The sequence below is a fragment of the Diaphorobacter sp. MNS-0 genome (assembly GCF_019602835.1).
Classification (GTDB): domain Bacteria; phylum Pseudomonadota; class Gammaproteobacteria; order Burkholderiales; family Burkholderiaceae_C; genus Diaphorobacter; species Diaphorobacter nitroreducens.
In genome coordinates this window covers 1743554-1761679 of sequence record NZ_CP080761.1, presented here as the reverse complement: position 1 = coordinate 1761679, position 18126 = coordinate 1743554, and the positions used below count along the sequence as shown (strand labels likewise).

Below are 18126 nucleotides of genomic sequence, written 5' to 3'. Positions count from 1 at the left end.
TCAGCGCGGCGCGCCAGGCGCGGGCGCAGGCCGCTCGGGCGGCAGCGCGGCAGCAGCCTTCATTTCCTGTTCGCTCTTCCACTCGGCCACCGACTTGATGACCAGCGTGACCAATGCCAGCAGCGCCAGCAGCGAGGCGGCTGCGAACGCGGCCACCGATTGGTATTCGTTGTAGAGGATCTCCACGTGCAGCGGGATGGTGTTGGTCTGGCCGCGGATGTGGCCCGACACCACCGACACCGCGCCGAACTCGCCCATCGCCCGGGCATTGCACAGGATCACGCCGTACAGCAGGCCCCACTTGATGTTGGGCAGCGTCACGTGCCAGAAGGTCTGCCAGCCGCTCGCGCCCAGCACCACCGCCGCCTGCTCCTCGTCGTTGCCCTGCGCCTGCATCAGCGGGATCAGTTCACGCGCGATGAACGGGAACGTGACGAACACGGTGGCCAGCACGATGCCCGGCACGGCGAAGATGATCTTGATGTCGTGCGCCGCCAGCCAGGGCCCCAGCCAGCCGTTGGCGCCGAACACCAGCACATACATCAGGCCCGCCACCACGGGCGAAATGGAGAACGGCAGGTCGATCAGCGTGGTCAAGAAGGCCTTGCCCTTGAACTCGTACTTGGCGATGCACCACGCCGCGGCGATGCCGAACACCAGGTTCAGCGGCACGGCGATCACGGCCGTGAGCAGCGTGAGCTGGATGGCGGACCAGGCGTCGGGCTCGCGCAGGCCCTCCAGGTAGGCATTCACACCCTTGCGCAGCGCCTCGGTGAACACGGCGGCCAGCGGCAACACCAGGAACAGCAGCAGGAACACCATGGCAAGGCCAATCAGCGCCCACTGGATCCAGCGCGCCTCGGTCGTTCCGGCCTGCGCGCGCCGCACGGTATGGGTGTTCGCGGCGCTCATGCGGGTGCTCCTGCGTGGCGGCGCTGCCAGGCCTGCAAGGCGTTGATGACCAGCAGAAGGACGAAAGAGATCACCAGCATCACCACCGCCACGGCAGTGGCGCCTGCGTAGTCGTACTGCTCCAGCTTGCCGATGATGATCAGCGGCGTGATTTCAGACACCATGGGCATGTTGCCGGCGATGAAGATGACGGAGCCGTACTCGCCCACGGCACGCGCGAACGCCATGGCAAAGCCGGTGAGCAGCGCGGGCGTGATGGCCGGCAGGATCACGTGGCGAAAGATCTGCCAGCGCGTGGCGCCCAGGCTGGTGGCCGCTTCTTCCAACTCCTTCTCGCTGTCTTCCAGCACCGGTTGCACCGTGCGCACCACGAACGGCAGGCCGATAAAAATCAGCGCAATCACAATGCCGTTGGGGTTGAATGCGAGCTGGATGCCCAGCGGCTCCAGGTACTGCCCCACCCAGCCATTGCCCGCGAGCAGTGCGGTGAGCGAAATACCGGCGACCGCCGTAGGCAGCGCGAACGGCAGGTCCACCAGCGCATCCACGATCTTCTTGCCCGGGAACTTGTAGCGCACCAGCACCCAGGCGATGAGCAGGCCGAACACCAAGTTCACGCAGGCGGCGATGAACGAGGCACCGAACGTGAGGCGGTACGACGCCAGCACGCGCGGCGACGCCACCGCTTCCCAGAACTGCGGCCAGGTCATGGTGAACGTCTTGAGCAGCAGCGCCAGCAGCGGGATCAGCACGATGATGCTCAGGTAAAACAGCGTGTAGCCCAGCGTGAGGCCAAAGCCGGGCAATACCCTCTTGGCTCGCCTGGGGGCGCTTTTCTTGCCACTCATATGGAGTTATCCGTTATTCGCCGCCGGTCAAAAGCCGGTGCGGCCCACGCCCGCAGGCACCGCGCTTGCATGCGCGGGCACCGCCACCCTACCCGGGCAGTCAGGCCGGGGTGAAGGCGCCAGGCGGCTCAGGGGCGTGTTCACTGCTTACTTGCCAGGCGTGTAGAGCTTGTCGAACTGACCGCCGTCGTTGAAGTGCACCTTCTGCGCCTCGGTCAGCGAGCCAAAGTACTTGGCCACCGTGAACTGCTGGATGGGCTTGAACAGGTCGGCATGCTTCTTGAGCACCGCCTCGGAGCGCGGGCGGATCGCGTGCTTGGCGGCGATCTCCTGCGCTTCATCCGAGTACAGGTAGTCGAGGTAGGCCTTGGCCAGCTCGCCCGTGCCCTTCTTGGCGACCGTGCGCTCCACGATGGCCACGGGGTTCTCGGCCGTCACGCTCACCGAGGGATAGACCGCATCCACCTTGCCCTTGCCGAACTCACGCTCCACCGACACCACCTCCGACTCGAACGTGATCAGCACGTCCCCAATGTTGCGCTGCAGGAAGGTGGCCGTGGCATCACGCCCACCCTTGGCCAGCACGGGCACGTTCTTGTAGAGCTTGCCCACGAACTCGGCCGCCTGCGCGTCGCTGCCGCCCTTCTCGCGCACCGAGCCCCAGGCGCCCAGGTAGGCGTAACGGCCGTTGCCACCGGTCTTGGGGTTCACCACCACCACCTTCACATCGGGGCGGATCAGGTCGTTCCAGTCCTTGATGTTCTTGGGATTGCCGTGGCGCACCAGGAACAGCATGGTGGAGGTGGTGGGCGATGCGTCATGCGGGAATTTCTTGGCCCAGTCCTTGGCCACCACGCCGTTGTCCGCGAGGAACTGCACGTCGGTGGTGGTGTTGAAGGTGACCACGTCGGCGGCCAGGCCATCGTTCACGGCGCGCGCCTGGGCGCTGGAGCCGCCATGGGCCTGGTCTACCTTGATGTCCACGCCCTTGGTTTTCTTGTAGTGGGCGATGAAGGCCTGGTTGTAGTCCTTGTAGAACTCGCGCGCCACGTCATAGGAGACGTTCAGCAGCGCATTGGCCTGGGCCGAGGCCAGCCCGCTGGCCGCCAGGGCCAGCGTGGCGAGAAGGGTCTTGAGCTTGGTTGCCGGGGTCATGGGAGCGCCTCCACGTTGCAGGAAATCATGCATTGTGGAGAGCGCAGGTTAAAACTCAAAAGAATATATTTTTGTAAATTTATCCACGGATGAGCATATGCAATGCCATCTGGCACACAGGCTCCCGGCACCGCCATGGAAAGTCAAATGGGTCTCTAGCCCTTATGCGATAAGCGCTACCAGCTATCAAAAGCAAAGCGCCCTTACATCGATCCCCCACTGGGGATCAAGCCGCACCGCCCATGCATCCCGCGCTCTTGCGTACACCACGCGCCGCCGCATCAGCGGGGCAGTGCCGCGCCGGCCGTGGCCGTGTCGCCCCGCTCACAGACCGCAGCGGAATGGCCGGGCACGGTTTCACCCAGAAAGTCCAGGAAGCTGCGCACCGCCGGCGACAAGCCGCGCCGCGACGCAAACACTGCATGCACCACGCTGCGCGGCTGCGTCCACTGGGGCAGCAGGTGCACCAGCCGGCCCTCCTGCAATTCGGACATGCACATGTAGTCCGGCATCCAGCACAAGCCCGTGCCCGCCAACGCGGCGAATTTGAGCGTCAGCAGGTCGTCGGCCACGTAGCGCGGCGTGAAGTGCACGGTTTCCTCGCGCCCCTCGGGGCCGATCAGGCGCAGGCTGGCGCGCCCGTCGGCCGCGGACATGGCCAGCGTGTCCAGCAGCGCCAGGTCGCGCAGCGAGGTGGGCGTGCCCTGGCGCCGCAGTTGCTCGGGGCTGGCCACCAGCAGCAGGCGCACCTCGTCCAGGCGCTTGACCACCATGCTGCCGCTGTCCTCCAGCGTGGGGCGCACGCGCAGCGCCACGTCCACGCCCTCTTCCACCACGTTCACCACGCGGTTGGTGACCTGCATCTCCAGGCGCACCTGGGGGTGGCGCTGCAGGAACTGCGGCATCAGCTCGGCCACCACCGTCTGCGCCAGCGTCACCGGGCAGGTCACGCGCACGGTGCCGCGCGGTTCGGTCTGTACCTGGTCCACCGTGTCCTGCGCTGCCTGGGCCGAATCGCGCATGGCCTGGCAATGGCGCAGGTAGGCCTCGCCCACCTCGGTGAGCGAGAGCGTGCGCGTGGTGCGCTGCAACAGGCGCACGCCCAGGCGCGCTTCCAGCTCGGCCACGCGGCGCGACAGGCGCGACTTCGGGATCCCCAGCGCCCGGCCCGCCACGGCAAAGCCGCCGCGCTCGGCCACCTCGGCGAAATAAAGCATGTCGTTCAGATCCTGCATCGCGCGCCTTTCGTTCCAAATTCAGAACAATCTATCGCAGCACCGCCTGCTTATCAAACATTCAGTCCAAAACGACAATCTATCCATCGCCCCATTGCGGGTTTATCCCTATCCCCAGGAGATTTCCATGCAACTGCTGCACATTGATTCCGCCATCACCGGTGACCAGTCCGTCTCGCGCCAGCTCACGGCGCAGATCGTCGAGGCCTGGAAGGCCAGCCATCCCGCCACCCAGGTGAGCTACCTGGACCGGGTGGCCGACGCGCCTGCGCACTTCACGATGGATGCGATGGCACCGCGCACCGGCCAGACCGACGGCCTGAGCGAGGCGCAGCAGCGCGAGAACGCCGTGTCCGAGCGGCTGGTGAGCCAGTTCCTGGCGGCCGACGTGGTGGTGATCGGCGCACCGTTCTACAACTTCGCCATCCCCACGCAGCTCAAGGCCTGGATCGACCGCATCGCCCAGCCCGGCCGCACCTTCCAGTACACCGCCAACGGCCCCGAGGGCCTGGCCAAGGGCAAGACGGTGATCGTGGCGTCGAGCCGCGGCGGCGTGTATTCCACCAGCGAAGGCGGCCGCGCCATGGAGCACCAGGAAAGCTACCTGCAGACCGTGCTGGGCTTCTTCGGTGTGACCGACGTGCGCTTCGTGCGCGCCGAGGGCGTGGCCATGGGTGGCGATGCCAAGGCCCAGGCCCTGGCCGCCGCCGCCCAGGCGATCGAGGCCCACGTAAAGGCCCATGCCGCCAACCAGGACCGCGTCAGCCAGGCCGCCTGATCGGCCCCGGCGCCTCGCCAAACAAAACCCGCCTCCGGCGATGCCGGGCGGGTTTTTTCATATCAAAATGGGCTCTAACCCTTGATAGTCAAGCGCAAACAGCTATCTAATCGATAGCAATCGTCAGCCGTTGTGGCGCTTGACCCAGGCGATGTACCGGTCCATCCAGCGCTGCAAGAAGTCCTTGCTGCCCTCGCCGATGGTGCCGTCTTCGTTGAACAGGCCGTCCTTGGCATGGATGAAGGCCTCGGGCTGGCCCAGCGTGGGCATGTCCAGGTAGGCCAGCACATTGCGCAGGTGCTGCTGCGCCATCGCCGTGCCCATGGCGCCGATGGACACGCCGATCACACCCGCGGGCTTGCCCGCCCAGGCGCTCTGGCCATAGGGGCGCGATGCGTTGTCGAGGGCGTTCTTGAGCACGCCGGGGATGGAGCGGTTGTATTCCGCGGTGACGAACAACACGCCCTGCGACCCGGCGATCTCCTTCTTGAGCCGTTGCACGGACTCGGCCTGCTGGCCGTCGTCGTCCTGGTTGTACAGCGGCAGATCGTCGATGCGCACCTGGTGGAATTCGCAGTCCGCGGGCGCCATGCGCGCGAGCGCGTGGGCCAGCTTGCGGTTGAACGAATCCTTGCGAAGGCTGCCGACGACGACGGCAATGCGGTAGTGGCTCATACGGACCCTTTCTGGCAGAGGTAGGCGCCGCGCAGCGCCATCGCGATGGCGGGCGGCCGGACCATCTTACGGGCCGCCGTGGAACGCTGCTGTCAGACAAGCGGCGGTCACGGCACCGGGGCCGGGGGCCGGTCGAGGCCCCCCGCCGCGCGCCATCACCAGCCTGCCAGCACCGAGCCCTTGAACTGCGTCTCGATGAAGCGGCGGATCTCCTCGCTCTGGTAGGCCTTGACCAGTTGCGCCACCCAGGGCTTGTTCTTGTCGGCCTCACGCACCACGAGCAGGTTGACGTAGGGGCCGTCCGGGCTTTCCTGCGCGATGGAATCGGTCTTGGGGTTCAGGCCGGCGGAGATGGCGAAGTTGGTGTTGATGGCCGAGGCGTCCAGGTCGTCCAGCGAGCGCGGCAGCTGCGCAGCGTCCAGCTCCACGAACTTGAGCTTCTTCGGGTTGCCCACCACGTCCAGCGGCGTGGCCTTCAGGCCTGCGCCGTCCTTGAGCTTGATGAGGCCCTGCGCCTGCAGCAGCAGCAGCACGCGGCCGCCGTTGGTGGGGTCGTTGGGAATGCCGAAGCGCGCGCCTTCCTTCAGGTCGGCCAGCTTCTTGACCTTCTTGGAATACAGGCCGATGGGGAAGTTGACGGTGTTGGCCGCCACGGCGAACTTGTAGCCACGGTCCTTGGTCTGCGCATCCAGGTAGGGCTTGTGCTGGTAGCTATTGGCGTCCAGGTCGCCGGCGGCCAGGGCCGCGTTGGGCTGCACATAGTCGCTGAACTCCACCACCTGGATCTTCAGGCCCTGCTGTTCGGCCACTTTTTTGACCTGCTCGAAGATCTGCGCGTGCGGGCCCGCCGTCACGCCGATCTTCAGCGGCTTGTCCTGCGCCAGGGCATGGCCCGAGAGGCCGGCGGCCATTGCCAGGGCCAGGGTCGATTGGAGCAGGGAGCGCTTGGAAATCACGGGAAACCTTTCATACCGTTACAGGGAGAGCCGGCATCGTAGCCCCTGCGGCGCGCCCTCAGAACGAATACTTTTCCATATCCAAAGAACCCGCACACATGAAGAGCACCCGGGCAGCAGAGCACGTGCGAAGGTGAAAGGCCGCGCATCCTCCACCGCCCCGGGAAGGCCGCAGCGCCGCCCCGTCAGCCCTTGAGCGCCACGTTGTTGAGCTTGTCCAGCCGCGCGGGCCAGCCGCCCTCCTCGGCCGACTGCAGCAGGATGCGCGTCCAGGCGATCCAGGCGTCCCACTGCACGCGCTTGTCCCAGGCATTGCCCCAGGCGCTGAAGGCCTGCAGCGCCCCGCGTGCGGCGCACGCCGCGTCCTGCGCGCGGCCGGCCGACAGGTACAGCTGTGCCAGCACCATCTGCGGCTCGCCCACCCAGGGGTTCAGGCGCACGGCCTGCTCCAGCGTGGCCGTGGCGCCGTCCAGGTCCACCAGCGGCTGCGCCAGCTGGATCACCGACCAATACAGGGCCGTGGCGGCCGCCTCGTCCTGCGCCGTCAGGCCCTGGCTGCACTGGTCGAACACGGGCGGCAGCGGCAACTGCCCGCGCAGCCCGGGGTGCTGCAACGCCAGGCCCAGCGCCGCGATCTGGCTGACCATGCGGGCCGTGGGGCGCATGGGTCCGGGCCACAGCGACGCGGCCCAGTGCACGGCCTGCGGGCGCGAAGGATCGACGGCGGGAAAGCGCGAGTAGATGTCGTCCTGCCAGCTGAACCACTGCTCGATCGTGTCGGCCATGCTGACGATAGTGAAAGCCGCCACCTCGTAGGGTGCGAGGTGCACGGTCTGGCGCGGCGCGGGGCCGTTCTTCTCCACGACCAGCGAGCCGTCGGCCTGCAGCTCGCCGGCCAGCACCTTTTGCACGAACTGCGCGCGGCTCATGGTGCAGAACAGGTACACCAGGTGCTCGGCGCTCTCGCCCACCAGCGCCTGCAGGCGGCCGCGCTCGCTGGCCGCGTCGAACTTCACCAGGTCGACGAAGGCATTGCCGTACACGCTGTGCAGCAGCCCGAGCAGACGCACGTCCCGGGGCTGGCCCCACAGCGCCAGCGACCGGGCCACGCCCACCAGGTGATGGCGGAAGGTTCCGGCCTTGTGCCAGTCCTGCCCCACACCGCGCGCCAGCACCATGGGCAGCACGGGAGCCAGATCGGCATCGTGGGCCAGCCATTCATCGTCCAGCAGGGACTGGGCGCGCTGGAACAGCGCGTCATCCGGTGGCGCAAAGGCGGGCAGTGCGGACATGGCGGGGTCTCCTTCGTGGTAGTGGCTTTGCCATCGAGTATCGGCCAAGCCGCCCGCACACGCAGGCCTTCTGTCAAAACAGCCCGCAGCGCCCGCTGCACAAGCGCCAAAAGCTATCAAATCAGGAGCTTACACATCCCGTGTGCGCCCCCCTGTCCTGCATCAGCGGTGCGACAGGCGGCGCACGGCCCAGTCACCCAGGCTCTGGATGGCTTGCACGAAGAAGATCAGGATGACCACCACGGCCAGCATGATGTCGGGCAGGAAGCGCTGGTAGCCGTAGCGGATGCCCAGGTCGCCCAGCCCGCCGCCGCCGATGGCCCCGGCCATGGCCGAGTAGCCCGTGAGGCTCACGAAGCTGATGGTCAGGCCCGCCACGATGCCCGGCAGGGCCTCGGGCAGCAGCACCTTCCACACGATCTGGCCGGTGGTGGCGCCCATGGACTGCGCGGCCTCCACCAGGCCGTTGTCGACCTCGCGCAGCGCCGTCTCCACCAGCCGCGCCACGAACGGCGCCGCGGCGATGGTCAGCGGCACCACGGCCGCCCAGGTGCCGATGGACGAGCCGGTGATGAAGCGCGTGAACGGGATGATGGCCACCAGCAGGATGATGAACGGCGTGGAGCGCACGGCATTCACGATCCAGCCCACGATCTTGTTGGCCGGGCCGTTCTCCAGCACGCCGCCCGCATCCGTGAGGCGCAGGAACACACCCAGCGGAATGCCCACCAGGCCGCCGACGATGCCGGACACGCCGACCATGATGATCGTCTCCCACAGCGAGGTGACGAACAACTCCAGCATCATTTCAGAAAAGTTCTCGAACATCGCCCGCCCCTCAGCCTGTCACTTCCACGGTGCGCACCACCACGCCGTTGGCACGCAGATAGTCGATGGCCGCGCCGATGCGCGCCATGTTGCCGCTGGCGTACACCGCCAGCGAACCGAAGGTCTGGTCCTGGATCTCGTCGATCTGGCCATGCAGGATGGACAGGTCCAGTTCCAGCTCGCGGATCAGGTGCGACAGGATCGGCTCGTAGGCATGCTCGCCCGCATACGACAGGCGCAGCAGCTGGCCGCTCGCGCCCGGCTCCAGCCGCGCGGCCAGGCTGCGCACGCGCGCCAGCACCCCGGCGGGCAGCTCCTGGGGCACGATCTCGTCGATCAGGCTCTTGGTGATGTCCTGCTGCGGGCGGGTGAACACGTCGACCACCGGGCCCATCTCCACGATGCGGCCCGCGTCGATCACGGCCACACGGTCGGCAATCTGCTTGATGACCTGCATCTGGTGCGTGATCAGCACCACCGTCACGCCCATTTCGCGGTTCACCTGGCGCAGCAGGTCCAGGATGGAACGGGTTGTCTCGGGGTCCAGCGCGCTGGTGGCCTCGTCGGACAGCAGCACCTTCGGGTTGCTGGCCAGCGCGCGCGCAATGCCCACGCGCTGCTTCTGCCCGCCCGAGATCTGCGCCGGGTAGCGGTCGGCCAGGTGCGCCAGGCCCACCAGGTCCAGCAGCGGGTCGATGCGCTTCTTGATCTCGGCCCGCGGCATGCCCGCCAGCTCCAGCGGCAGCGCGGCGTTGTCGAACACCGTGCGCGACGACAGCAGGTTGAAGTGCTGGAACACCATGCCGATCTCGCGGCGCGCGGCGCGCAGGTCGGCGTCGGACAGTTGGGTCATGTCGCGCCCCGCCACCATCACCTGGCCGGCGGTGGGCCGGTTGAGCAGGTTGATGACGCGGACCAGCGAACTCTTGCCCGCGCCCGAACGGCCGATGATGCCGAACACCTCGCCCGGCGTGACATGCAGGTCGATGCCGCGCAGGGCTTCGACGGGGCCCTGCGGGCCCGGGTAGATCTGGGTGATACCCCGAAGGTCAATCATGAAATGCAATGCAAAGCGCGCGCAGGCTGCCCCCTCAGGGATGGCCAGCCGCGGCGGGTGAAGATCAAAACAGCGCGTGAATGTAATTGTTCGTTATGAAAAACCCAACGAACAAAAAGTAGGCACATAAGACGACCCCGTTATGAGGCGTGCTTCAGCGAGCCGGGCGCTGCCCCTGTCGGGCGGCAGTGCCACGCAGTAGCGGAGCACAGGGGCGATTTTAGGTGACGGGGCAAATCCCCGGGCCGGCGTGCGCCTGCGCCTGGGGAAGGAGCACGCGCAACTGCAGCCGTCCTGCCAGGGCGAATGGCAACCGGTGCCAACCCGCCCAGCGATGCGCAAGACTCGCCTACCACCGACAGCACAGGCGTGTGGCGCGCCACCTATCCACGGCTGCGTGGCGCGTGGGGTCTAGCGCCGGCGGCCTGCATGGGGCCCCTCGCCCACCGTACCATTCACCGTTCCCGACACGCCCCGCTGCCGGCTCCCCGTCGCCGCCGCGCCCCACCGCGCGGGCTTTCTCCCTCCACCTATGCAAGAACGCTCCTGGTCTCCCGTTGTCTGGATTGGCTATGCCATGTGCGTCGGCGTCATGGGCACGGCGCTGGCCAGCCCGCTGTACCCGCTCTACCAGCAGGCCTGGGGGCTCAAGCCCAGCGACATCACGCATCTCTTCGTGGTGTACATGTTCGGCGCGCTCACCAGCCTGCTGTTTCTGGGGCGGCTCACGCAGCGCCACGGCTTCCTGGCCATCCTGCGCACGGGCCTCGCGCTGATGACCGCGGGCGTGGTCCTGTCAGCCCTGGCGTGGAATGTGCCCGTCTTCATGCTGGCGCGGCTCATGATCGGGCTGGCGTCGGGAATGATCACCACCTCGGCCTCCATCGGCATGGTGCAGGCCCGCCCCGGGCGTGATCCACGGCGCACGGCCGCACTGACCACCGTGGCGATGACGCTGGGTTTCGGCCTGGGGCCGCTCGTGGGCGGCTTGATGGCCCAGTGGGTGCCCCACCCGCTCGTCACCGCCTACGTGCCCACGGCGGCCATGGGCCTGCTGGCGGTGTATGCGCTGCACCAACTGCGCGGGCTGCCCACAGGGGGAACGCGGGACGATGCCCTGCCGCCCGGCACCTGGCGCGGCGTGATCGCGCAGTGGATGCCGCGGCTCACGCCGCCGCCGCGCCTGCGCCGGCGCCAGTTCTGGCTGGCGAGCATGGGCGCCTTCAGTGCCTTCGGCATGTTCAGCCTGTACTCATCGCTGGCGCCCAGCTTCATGCAGGAGATCGTGCCCTGGCATGGGCCGGCCGTGAGCGGACTGTCGATCGCGATGATCCTGTTCCTGTCGTCCGCGTTCCAGTTCATGGTGCGCAACTGGCGCACCAAGCGCGTGGCCCTGGCCAGCGGCTGCGCGCTGGTGCTGTGCAACCTGCTGCTCATGGCGACCACGCTCACCGGCGCCACGCTGGTGTTTGGCGCGGCGGTGATCGCCACGGCCTTCGGCCATGGGCTGGCCAATGTGGCGGGCATGGGCGTGGTGGCCAAGCTCACCACGCCCGAAGAGCGCGGCGGCCTGCTGTCGTCCTACCTGATCGTGGGGTACCTGGGCACCATCGTGCCCATCCTGGGCATGGGCTGGCTGTCGGACCACGTGGGCCTGAACCGCGGCTTGCTGGTGTTCTGCGGCGCCATGGCCCTGCTGAGCGCCGTGGTCACCGCGCTGGGCATGCGCACCGTGGAAATCCCCGTGCCGCAGCAGCACCCTTAATTGCTGATGTCAGCGCCAGCCGATCAGCAGGATGGCAATGTTGACCAGCAGCCCCGCGCCCCACACCAGGCTGCGCGCCGTGGGCATGTCGCCCACGTACATGGTGATGTAGGACACGCGCAGCATCACGAACAGGAAGGCCAGCAGGTCCAGCATCATCTGCGGCGCGCCCAGCTGGTGCGCGATGATGACCGCGCCGATGAAGAACGGCAGCGCCTCGAAGCTGTTGGCCTGCGCCGCATTGGCACGGGCGCGCCAGCCGGTCTGGCGCGCCAGCCACGCACGCGGGTCGTGGTTGTCGCTGCCGCGAAAGCCCCCCCGCTTGGCCAGCAGCGCGCAAGCCATGGGCAGCAGCGCCGCAATCAGCACGCACCAGTAGGCCACGGTGAAGCGGGCCACATGCATTGTTGTGTTCATTTTTGCAGTGTTTTTGGCCTCCAGCGCTTATCCAACAAGCGCTAGCAGCTATTGTTTTTGATATTCAGCGCCGATCCGCCAGCGCATGAGCGATGGTGCCCAGGTCCACGTATTCCAGCTCGCTGCCCACGGGCACGCCCCGCGCCAGGCGCGTGACGTGCATGCCGCGGCGCTTGAGCGCCTCGCCGATCGCGTGGGCCGTGGCCTCTCCCTCGGCCGTGAAGCTGGTGGCCAGGATCACCTCCTGCACCACGCCGTCGCTGGCGCGCTCCAGCAGGTTGTGCACACCGATGTCGCGCGGCCCCACCCCATCCAGCGGCGACAGCCGCCCCATGAGCACGAAGTACAGCCCCTTGAACGCCGCGGTGCGCTCCATCGCGGCCTGGTCGGCGGGCGTCTCCACCACGCACAGGCGGGTGGCGTCGCGCGCCGGGTCCAGGCAGGTCTCGCACACCGCGCCCTCGGTGAAGGTGTGGCAGCGCTCGCAATGGCGTACCTGCGTTGCCGCCTGCGCGAGCGCCTGCGACAGCACCTGCGCGCTGGCGCGGTCATGCTGCAGCAGATGGAACGCCATGCGCTGCGCCGACTTCACGCCCACACCGGGCAGGCGCCGCAGGGCCTGGATCAGTGCGTCAAGGGAGCTGGTGTCGGACATGAAGAATGGATTTCGGAGTGCACATGCCGCCCCCAAGGGCGTAGCGAGCGCCTGCCAGGCGAGGCGGACGGAGCACGGCAACCGGAACGTACTTGCCTAGTACGTGAGGATTGCGAGCACCGCCCCACGACGCATGGCCGGCGCGCAGTAGCCTGCCCTCAGAAGGGGAATTTCATGCCGCCGGGAAGGCCTGGCATGCCGGCCGTGATCTTGGCCATCTTCTCCGCCGAAGTCTCCTCGGCCTTGCGCACCGCGGCGTTGAAAGCGGCTGCCACCAGGTCTTCCAGCATGTCCTTGTCGTCGGCCAGCAGGCTGGGGTCGATGGTGACGCGCTTGACGTCGTGCTTGCAGGTCATCAGCACCTTCACCAGGCCGGCGCCGGATTCGCCCTCGACCTCGATATTGGCCAGGTCATCCTGGGCCTTCTTCAGGTTGTCCTGCATGGCCTGGGCCTGCTTCATGAGGCCGGCGAGCTGTCCCTTGTTGAACATGGATGGTTTCCTTTGCGTTTCAAAAATGGTTATGCAGGCTTGATGCTGCCCGGCACGATTTTCGCCCCGAAATCACGCATCAGCTGCTGCACGTAGGGGTCGTTGTGGACGATCTCCTCGGCCACGCGCTGGCGTTCGGCCGCGGCGTGCGCGTTGCGGCGCGCGGGGCTGTCGATCACCACACCCACCTCCACGCTGATCTGGCGCGCATGGCCCGCGGCCTCCAGCGCCGCGCGCAGGCGCTCGCGCGCCGTGGGCTGGTTGAGCGACTCCCGCTCCACGCGCAGCAGCCAATGGTCCGGATCACGCGCCACCAGTTGCGACTGCAGCGCCAGTTCGCGCACCAGGGCGGTGATGGCCTCCTGGGCAATGAGCTGCTGCACGGTGGCATGCCAGACATCGCCCTCCTCCGTGCGCACCAGCCGCGCGGGTGCCGGGGCCGCCGATGGCAAGGGCTGCAGGCGCGCGCCGGGTTCCGGCGCGGTACGCACGGGTATTGCTACCGTTTCAGGAGCTGCTTGCGCTGTCTGAGCGGGCGCTGGAGGTGTTTTTTGCCTTAGATCCTCAGGGGAGCGTACGGGCAGACGCACAGGCGCTGCGGCCCGTACGGGCGCCTGGGCCGCGTCGCCGGCTTCCCACGGGGGAGATTCGCGGTCGCCCGCGTCCAACGCGTCCTGCACCGCCTGGTTCACATCGTCCGGCGTGGCTTGCGCCAGCGCGGGCGCCGCCGACGCGGCGGGCCGGGCGGGCGCGGCAGTCGCGCAGTCCATCGCGTGCGCCGCGACAGGAGCCGGGTGCACCGACACCGGCGACGGTGCGGGAGCCCGGTCCGCGGCGGCCGGCACAACCTGCGGTGCCTGGACTACAGACGTATCGGCCGGCGCATGGGCCGACGGCGCTGCGGCTTCAGGCCGCGTCAGAGTTTTTTTTTCAGCCGAGGCAGCCGCGCCGCCTTCCGAAGCCGCCGGCTTGAACGCCAACAGGCGCAGCAGCACCATGGTCAGCGCGGCATATTCGTCGGGCGCCAGACCCAGATCGGCGCGGCCGTGCAGGCAGATGCTGTACAGCAACTGCGTCTCGTCGGCCGGCAGGGCGGCAGACAGGCGCGCAACCTCTGCCGCTTCGGGGTCGCTGGCGTCCACGGCCGCAGCCATCTGCGGAACGGCCTGCAGCACGGCCATGCGCTGCAGCACGGCGCTCATGTCCTCCAGCGTGGAGGCGGCGGACAGGCCGTTGATGCGCAGGGTGTCCGCCGTCTCGACCACCGTGCGGCCATCGCCCTGCGCCAGCGCGTCGATCAGACGGAACACATGGCTGCGGTCCACGCTGCCCAGCATCTGGCGCACAGCGGCTTCCTGCAATTGGCCGCTGCCGAAGGCAATCGCCTGGTCGGTCAGGCTGAGCGCGTCGCGCATGGAACCGCGCGCGGCGCGGGCCAGCAGCCGCAGGGCCTGCGGCTCGGCGGGCACGTTCTCGGCAGCAAGCACGCGGGTGAGGTGCTCCAGCACCGTCTCGGGCGCCATGGGCCGCAGGTTGAACTGCAGGCAGCGCGAGAGCACCGTGACCGGCACCTTCTGTGGATCGGTGGTGGCCAGCACGAACTTGAGGTATTCGGGCGGCTCCTCCAGCGTCTTGAGCATGGCGTTGAACGCCGTGTTCGTGAGCATGTGCACTTCGTCGATCATGAAGACCTTGAAGCGCCCCTGCACCGGCTTGTAGACGGCCTGCTCCAGCAGCCCCTGCACCTCGTCCACGCCGCGGTTGGAGGCGGCATCCAGCTCGGTGTAGTCAGGAAACCGGCCGCTGTCGATGTCGGTACAGGCCGGGCACACGCCGCAGGGCGTGGCAGTGATGCCGCCTTGGCCGTCCGGACCCTGGCAATTGAGCGACTTGGCCAGGATGCGCGAGACCGTGGTTTTGCCGACGCCGCGCGTGCCAGTGAACAGGTAGGCGTGGTGCAGCCGCTGCTGCGTGAGCGCGTTGGAGAGCGCCTGCACCACGTGCTCCTGCCCCACCATCTCAGAGAAGGTCTTGGGACGGTATTTGCGGGCGAGCACAAGATAGGACATGGGGCGTGATTCTATGTGCGGGCCAGACACGCAGCGCGCCAAGGCTTCTAGCTGGCCCGGGCCTACGCAGGCCACCGCGCCAACCGAGGGTGATCTGCTTTCTGCCAGGATTCATACTCCCCGGGAATGACTGCAAACTGCCAGTCGCACCGTACCGCCATGTTGCCCGCCCTGCTTCCATCCCTTGCGGCCCGCAGGCGGCTATCGCGACAAGGGTTGCTGACCCGGTCGGCTGGGGTGCGTCTCGCCTGCTGGCTACCGTGTCTGTGCCTGCAGCCACCAACGCAAGCACAGGAGGATTCCCAAAACACCGCCGCTGCCGATCCGCCGACGCAGCAACAGCCATTACCTGCGGCTTTGGATGTGCGTGCGCGTAACCACCCCGAGCCAGACGGTTACTCGCTGCCCAGCACGCCCGAGTTTGGCGCCATCGGCGTGCAGCTGCAGGGCGACTCACGTTTGCTGCTGCGCGTCCGGCGCGGCGGCCCCATGCTGTACTACCGGGCAAAGTTCTGACAGGCCACGGGCAGAGCGTGGTTCGTCGTACAATCACAGGCGACGGGCCTCCCCGCATGGTGAAGCGGCCAACCGGGTCAGGTGGGGAACCAAGCAGCCCTAACTGTGGAGCCAGTGCCGGGGGTAAGGCTCGTCACCTTCTTCTTTTCTTCCCCCTTCTTTTTTTGCGTCGCCTGAGCGCTTTGCGTTTCATCGGGCGGTTGCGGCGTTGCCTGCACATGAACGCCGTGCGTCAGCTCCGTCCTACAGTGGAACAAGCACGGCGATCGCGACAAGCACGTGCCCGCGGTCCATACTGCGCCCCAGGAGTTCTCGCCACCGATCCACTTTCTTGCTGTCCCGTGCCGCCATGCTGTCTGCCATGTCCGCGCTGCTTGCAAGTCATCTGCTCCGGCCGCTGCCACGGCCGGCCATGGATTGGGGCATTGTGTGCCTGCTGTGCCTGTGCGCGGCATTTCCCGCCCGGGGCGATGAGAGCCTGGCAGACGGCGCTGCGGCCGCATTGCGACAGGCTCAGGATGAGCCTTCTTCCGCCGCCTTCACGCAGGACACCGCCACCTACCCCGACCTGAACGGCAGCGATCTTCCGCGCGCAGCATTCGGCAACAGCGTTCAGTACACGGACATCACCCGTTGGCTCACGCCGCTGCAAGCCTCACGCCTGGGGCTGACGCTGGGCGTGGTGGTTCCGTCGGACGGCGCGGCCCGCGCAGGAGCCGTCAGCCCGGCCTACCCGTCAGGCACCCCGCTGGCCTACGACCTGGGTCTGCGCTGGCGATCACAGTTGCAGCCGCGCGTACGGCTGGACCTGCAGGCCTGGGCCCGCACCCACCCGCACACGGGCCTGCACGACGCCATGGGCATGATCTGGGGTCGCGACCAGGGCAGCAACTTTGGCACCCGTCTGGAGGTGCAATGGTCCGCATCGCGCACGCGCGGTCTGGTCCCCGAGCTGGGCGCCATCGGCGTGCAGTTGCAAGGCGATGCGCGGCTGGTGCTGCGCGCCCGCCGCGGCGGGCCCATGGTGTATTACCGCGCGAAGTTTTGACCGCGCGCTCAGCAACGCTCTGGGTTGACGCCGACCTTCTTGCAATGACCGCAGAGCATGCCCTAAAGCGGCGCCCCTGCTGTACTACGCCTGCGTTGCCAGCCAGTGCGCGGCACCCGCCCCTGCCGCACGCCCGGTGGCATAGCACGCAGTCAACAGATAACCCCCGGTGGGCGCCTCCCAGTCCAGCATCTCGCCCGCGCAGAAAACCCCGGGCATGGTGCGCAGCATGAGGCGCGTATCCAGCGCTTCGAAGGCCACGCCGCCGGCCGTGCTGATGGCCTCATCCAATGGGCGTGCTGCCACCACGGTGATGGGCAAGGCCTTGATGGCATGGGCCAGCGCCACCGGGTCGGACATACCGTCCTTGCCCAGTTGTTCGTAGAGGACGGCGGTTTTGATGCCGTCCAGGCCCAGCCGGCTCTTGAGGTGGGTGGAAAGGCTGCGCGAGCCGCGCGGGTGGCGCACCTCGGCCAGCACGCGCTCGGGCGTGTGGTCGGGCAGCAAGTCCAGGTGGAAGGTGGCGTGACCGTGTGCCACGATCTCGTCGCGCAGCAGGCTGGAGACCGCATAGACCAGGCTGCCTTCCACGCCCGTGGCCGTGGCCACGAATTCCCCGCGCCGCTCAAAGCGCCGGCCCTGGCTGTCGGTGAAGGACAGCACCACCGACTTGAAGGGCTGGCCCGCGAAGCGCTCGACGAAATGCGGCGTCCAGCCGACGGCGGGCGCGCCTCGGCCGATGAGCTCCAGAAAGAACTCTCGCCGCGTCTCGCCCACGGGCGCATCCACGCGCGGTACGTCGAAACCGCAGTTGGACGGCGCCAGCGGCGCTACAGGCACGCCGCGCTGCGCCAGCAGCGGCGCCCAGGTACCGTCCGAGCCCAGGCGGCCCCAGCTGCCGCCGCCCAGGGCCAGCACGACGGCGCGCGCCCTTACCCGCACCTCTCCCGCCGGCGCGGCAAAGCGCAGCACAGGCGGCGTGATGCCATTCAATGCGTCGGCCCAGCCCATCCAGCGATGGCGCATGTGCAGCTGCACCCCCTGCCCGCGCAAGCGCTGCAGCCAGGCACGCAGAAGCGGCGCGGCTTTCATGTCCTTGGGGAACACCCGGCCCGACGTACCGACGAAGGTCTGCGTGCCCAAGGCATCAGCCCACGCGCGCAAGTCCTCGGGGCCAAAGTCTCGCAGCCAGGGCGTCAGCGCCTGCTGGCGATCGCCATAGCGCGCCATGAAGGCCGCCAGCGGTTCGGAATGCGTGAGGTTCAGCCCGCCCCTGCCCGCCAGCAGGAACTTGCGTCCCACCGAAGGCATGGCGTCGAACACCTGCACGCTCAGGCCCGCCGCTGCGGCGGTCTCGGCGGCCATCAGGCCAGCCGGCCCCGCGCCAATCACAGCGATCTCGCAAGATCGCAGATCCGTATCCATCATG

Annotated in this window: 18 protein-coding genes and 1 other RNA gene; 5 read left to right on the top strand and 14 right to left on the bottom strand. The window is 67.7% G+C overall.

Features of this window, described 5'->3' with window-relative positions:
- The 4 genes from cysW to K2L43_RS08485 all read right to left on the bottom strand — a co-directional run bounded on the left by cysW (position 1) and on the right by K2L43_RS08485 (position 4150).
- Complete coding sequence (gene cysW / locus K2L43_RS08500) at positions 1 to 912, bottom strand: sulfate ABC transporter permease subunit CysW (RefSeq protein ID WP_088886958.1); 912 nt, start codon at positions 910 to 912, stop codon at positions 1 to 3.
- Entirely contained in the window at positions 909 to 1760 is an 852-nt protein-coding gene (gene cysT, locus K2L43_RS08495) for a sulfate ABC transporter permease subunit CysT (RefSeq protein ID WP_103738326.1), read from the bottom strand. The genes cysW and cysT overlap by 4 nt, the downstream gene beginning before the upstream one ends.
- A 147-nt stretch (positions 1761 to 1907) precedes the next feature.
- Positions 1908 to 2915 carry a sulfate ABC transporter substrate-binding protein gene (locus K2L43_RS08490; RefSeq protein WP_015913096.1) on the bottom strand — a complete coding sequence of 336 codons (1008 nt, stop codon included), beginning with the start codon at positions 2913 to 2915 and terminating at the stop codon, positions 1908 to 1910.
- Between the two features lie 281 nt (positions 2916 to 3196).
- Positions 3197 to 4150, bottom strand: a complete 954-nt coding sequence (locus K2L43_RS08485; RefSeq protein WP_220638857.1) for a LysR family transcriptional regulator — start codon at positions 4148 to 4150, stop codon at positions 3197 to 3199.
- A gap of 127 nt (positions 4151 to 4277) precedes the next feature.
- Between K2L43_RS08485 and K2L43_RS08480 the strand changes: the two genes are divergently transcribed.
- Positions 4278 to 4928, top strand: coding sequence for an FMN-dependent NADH-azoreductase (locus K2L43_RS08480; protein ID WP_220638856.1), 651 nt, complete (start codon positions 4278 to 4280; stop codon positions 4926 to 4928).
- Between the two features lie 123 nt (positions 4929 to 5051).
- Here the strand turns inward: K2L43_RS08480 and K2L43_RS08475 are convergent, their stop codons facing one another.
- From K2L43_RS08475 to K2L43_RS08455, 5 genes are all read right to left on the bottom strand, one after another.
- Positions 5052 to 5603: an NADPH-dependent FMN reductase gene (locus K2L43_RS08475; RefSeq protein ID WP_011805547.1), complete on the bottom strand. Its 552-nt coding sequence runs from the start codon at positions 5601 to 5603 to the stop codon at positions 5052 to 5054.
- A gap of 155 nt (positions 5604 to 5758) precedes the next feature.
- Positions 5759 to 6559 (bottom strand): MetQ/NlpA family ABC transporter substrate-binding protein, encoded by an 801-nt coding sequence (locus tag K2L43_RS08470; protein ID WP_220638855.1) that lies wholly within the window; start codon positions 6557 to 6559, stop codon positions 5759 to 5761.
- 185 nt (positions 6560 to 6744) lie between these two features.
- Positions 6745 to 7851, bottom strand: a complete 1107-nt coding sequence (locus K2L43_RS08465) for a DUF6817 domain-containing protein (RefSeq protein WP_220638854.1) — start codon at positions 7849 to 7851, stop codon at positions 6745 to 6747.
- A 162-nt stretch (positions 7852 to 8013) separates the two neighbouring features.
- Positions 8014 to 8679: a methionine ABC transporter permease gene (locus K2L43_RS08460; protein ID WP_011805550.1), complete on the bottom strand. Its 666-nt coding sequence runs from the start codon at positions 8677 to 8679 to the stop codon at positions 8014 to 8016.
- Between the two features lie 10 nt (positions 8680 to 8689).
- A complete protein-coding gene (locus K2L43_RS08455; RefSeq protein WP_220638853.1) occupies positions 8690 to 9736 on the bottom strand; it encodes a methionine ABC transporter ATP-binding protein in 1047 nt (348 codons plus the stop codon).
- Positions 9737 to 10268: 532 nt separating this feature from the next.
- Between K2L43_RS08455 and K2L43_RS08450 the strand changes: the two genes are divergently transcribed.
- Positions 10269 to 11501: an MFS transporter gene (locus K2L43_RS08450; RefSeq protein WP_255580565.1), complete on the top strand. Its 1233-nt coding sequence runs from the start codon at positions 10269 to 10271 to the stop codon at positions 11499 to 11501.
- A 9-nt stretch (positions 11502 to 11510) separates the two neighbouring features.
- Here K2L43_RS08450 and K2L43_RS08445 read toward each other — a convergent pair whose 3' ends face one another.
- From K2L43_RS08445 to dnaX, 4 genes are all read right to left on the bottom strand, one after another.
- A complete protein-coding gene (locus K2L43_RS08445) occupies positions 11511 to 11918 on the bottom strand; it encodes an MAPEG family protein (RefSeq protein WP_011805553.1) in 408 nt (135 codons plus the stop codon).
- 64 nt (positions 11919 to 11982) lie between these two features.
- On the bottom strand, positions 11983 to 12573 hold the full coding sequence (gene recR, locus K2L43_RS08440; RefSeq protein WP_220638852.1) for a recombination mediator RecR: 591 nt from the start codon (positions 12571 to 12573) through the stop codon (positions 11983 to 11985).
- A 158-nt stretch (positions 12574 to 12731) separates the two neighbouring features.
- Complete coding sequence (locus K2L43_RS08435) at positions 12732 to 13064, bottom strand: YbaB/EbfC family nucleoid-associated protein (RefSeq protein WP_011805555.1); 333 nt, start codon at positions 13062 to 13064, stop codon at positions 12732 to 12734.
- 29 nt (positions 13065 to 13093) lie between these two features.
- Positions 13094 to 15133, bottom strand: coding sequence for a DNA polymerase III subunit gamma/tau (dnaX, locus tag K2L43_RS08430; protein ID WP_220638851.1), 2040 nt, complete (start codon positions 15131 to 15133; stop codon positions 13094 to 13096).
- Positions 15134 to 15496: 363 nt separating this feature from the next.
- Here dnaX and K2L43_RS08425 point away from each other — a divergent pair, with 363 nt between their 5' ends.
- The 3 genes from K2L43_RS08425 to K2L43_RS08415 all read left to right on the top strand — a co-directional run bounded on the left by K2L43_RS08425 (position 15497) and on the right by K2L43_RS08415 (position 16697).
- The gene (locus tag K2L43_RS08425; RefSeq protein ID WP_172751387.1) at positions 15497 to 15649 is read left to right on the top strand and encodes a hypothetical protein; all 153 of its coding nucleotides are present in this window, start codon (positions 15497 to 15499) and stop codon (positions 15647 to 15649) included.
- A 41-nt stretch (positions 15650 to 15690) separates the two neighbouring features.
- An RNA gene (ffs, locus tag K2L43_RS08420) (signal recognition particle sRNA small type) lies at positions 15691 to 15787 on the top strand.
- Between the two features lie 274 nt (positions 15788 to 16061).
- Positions 16062 to 16697, top strand: coding sequence for a hypothetical protein (locus K2L43_RS08415; RefSeq protein ID WP_220638850.1), 636 nt, complete (start codon positions 16062 to 16064; stop codon positions 16695 to 16697).
- Positions 16698 to 16781: 84 nt separating this feature from the next.
- Here K2L43_RS08415 and K2L43_RS08410 read toward each other — a convergent pair whose 3' ends face one another.
- The gene (locus tag K2L43_RS08410; RefSeq protein ID WP_103738319.1) at positions 16782 to 18125 is read right to left on the bottom strand and encodes a TIGR03862 family flavoprotein; all 1344 of its coding nucleotides are present in this window, start codon (positions 18123 to 18125) and stop codon (positions 16782 to 16784) included.
- Between the last annotated feature and the right edge of the window lies 1 nt (position 18126).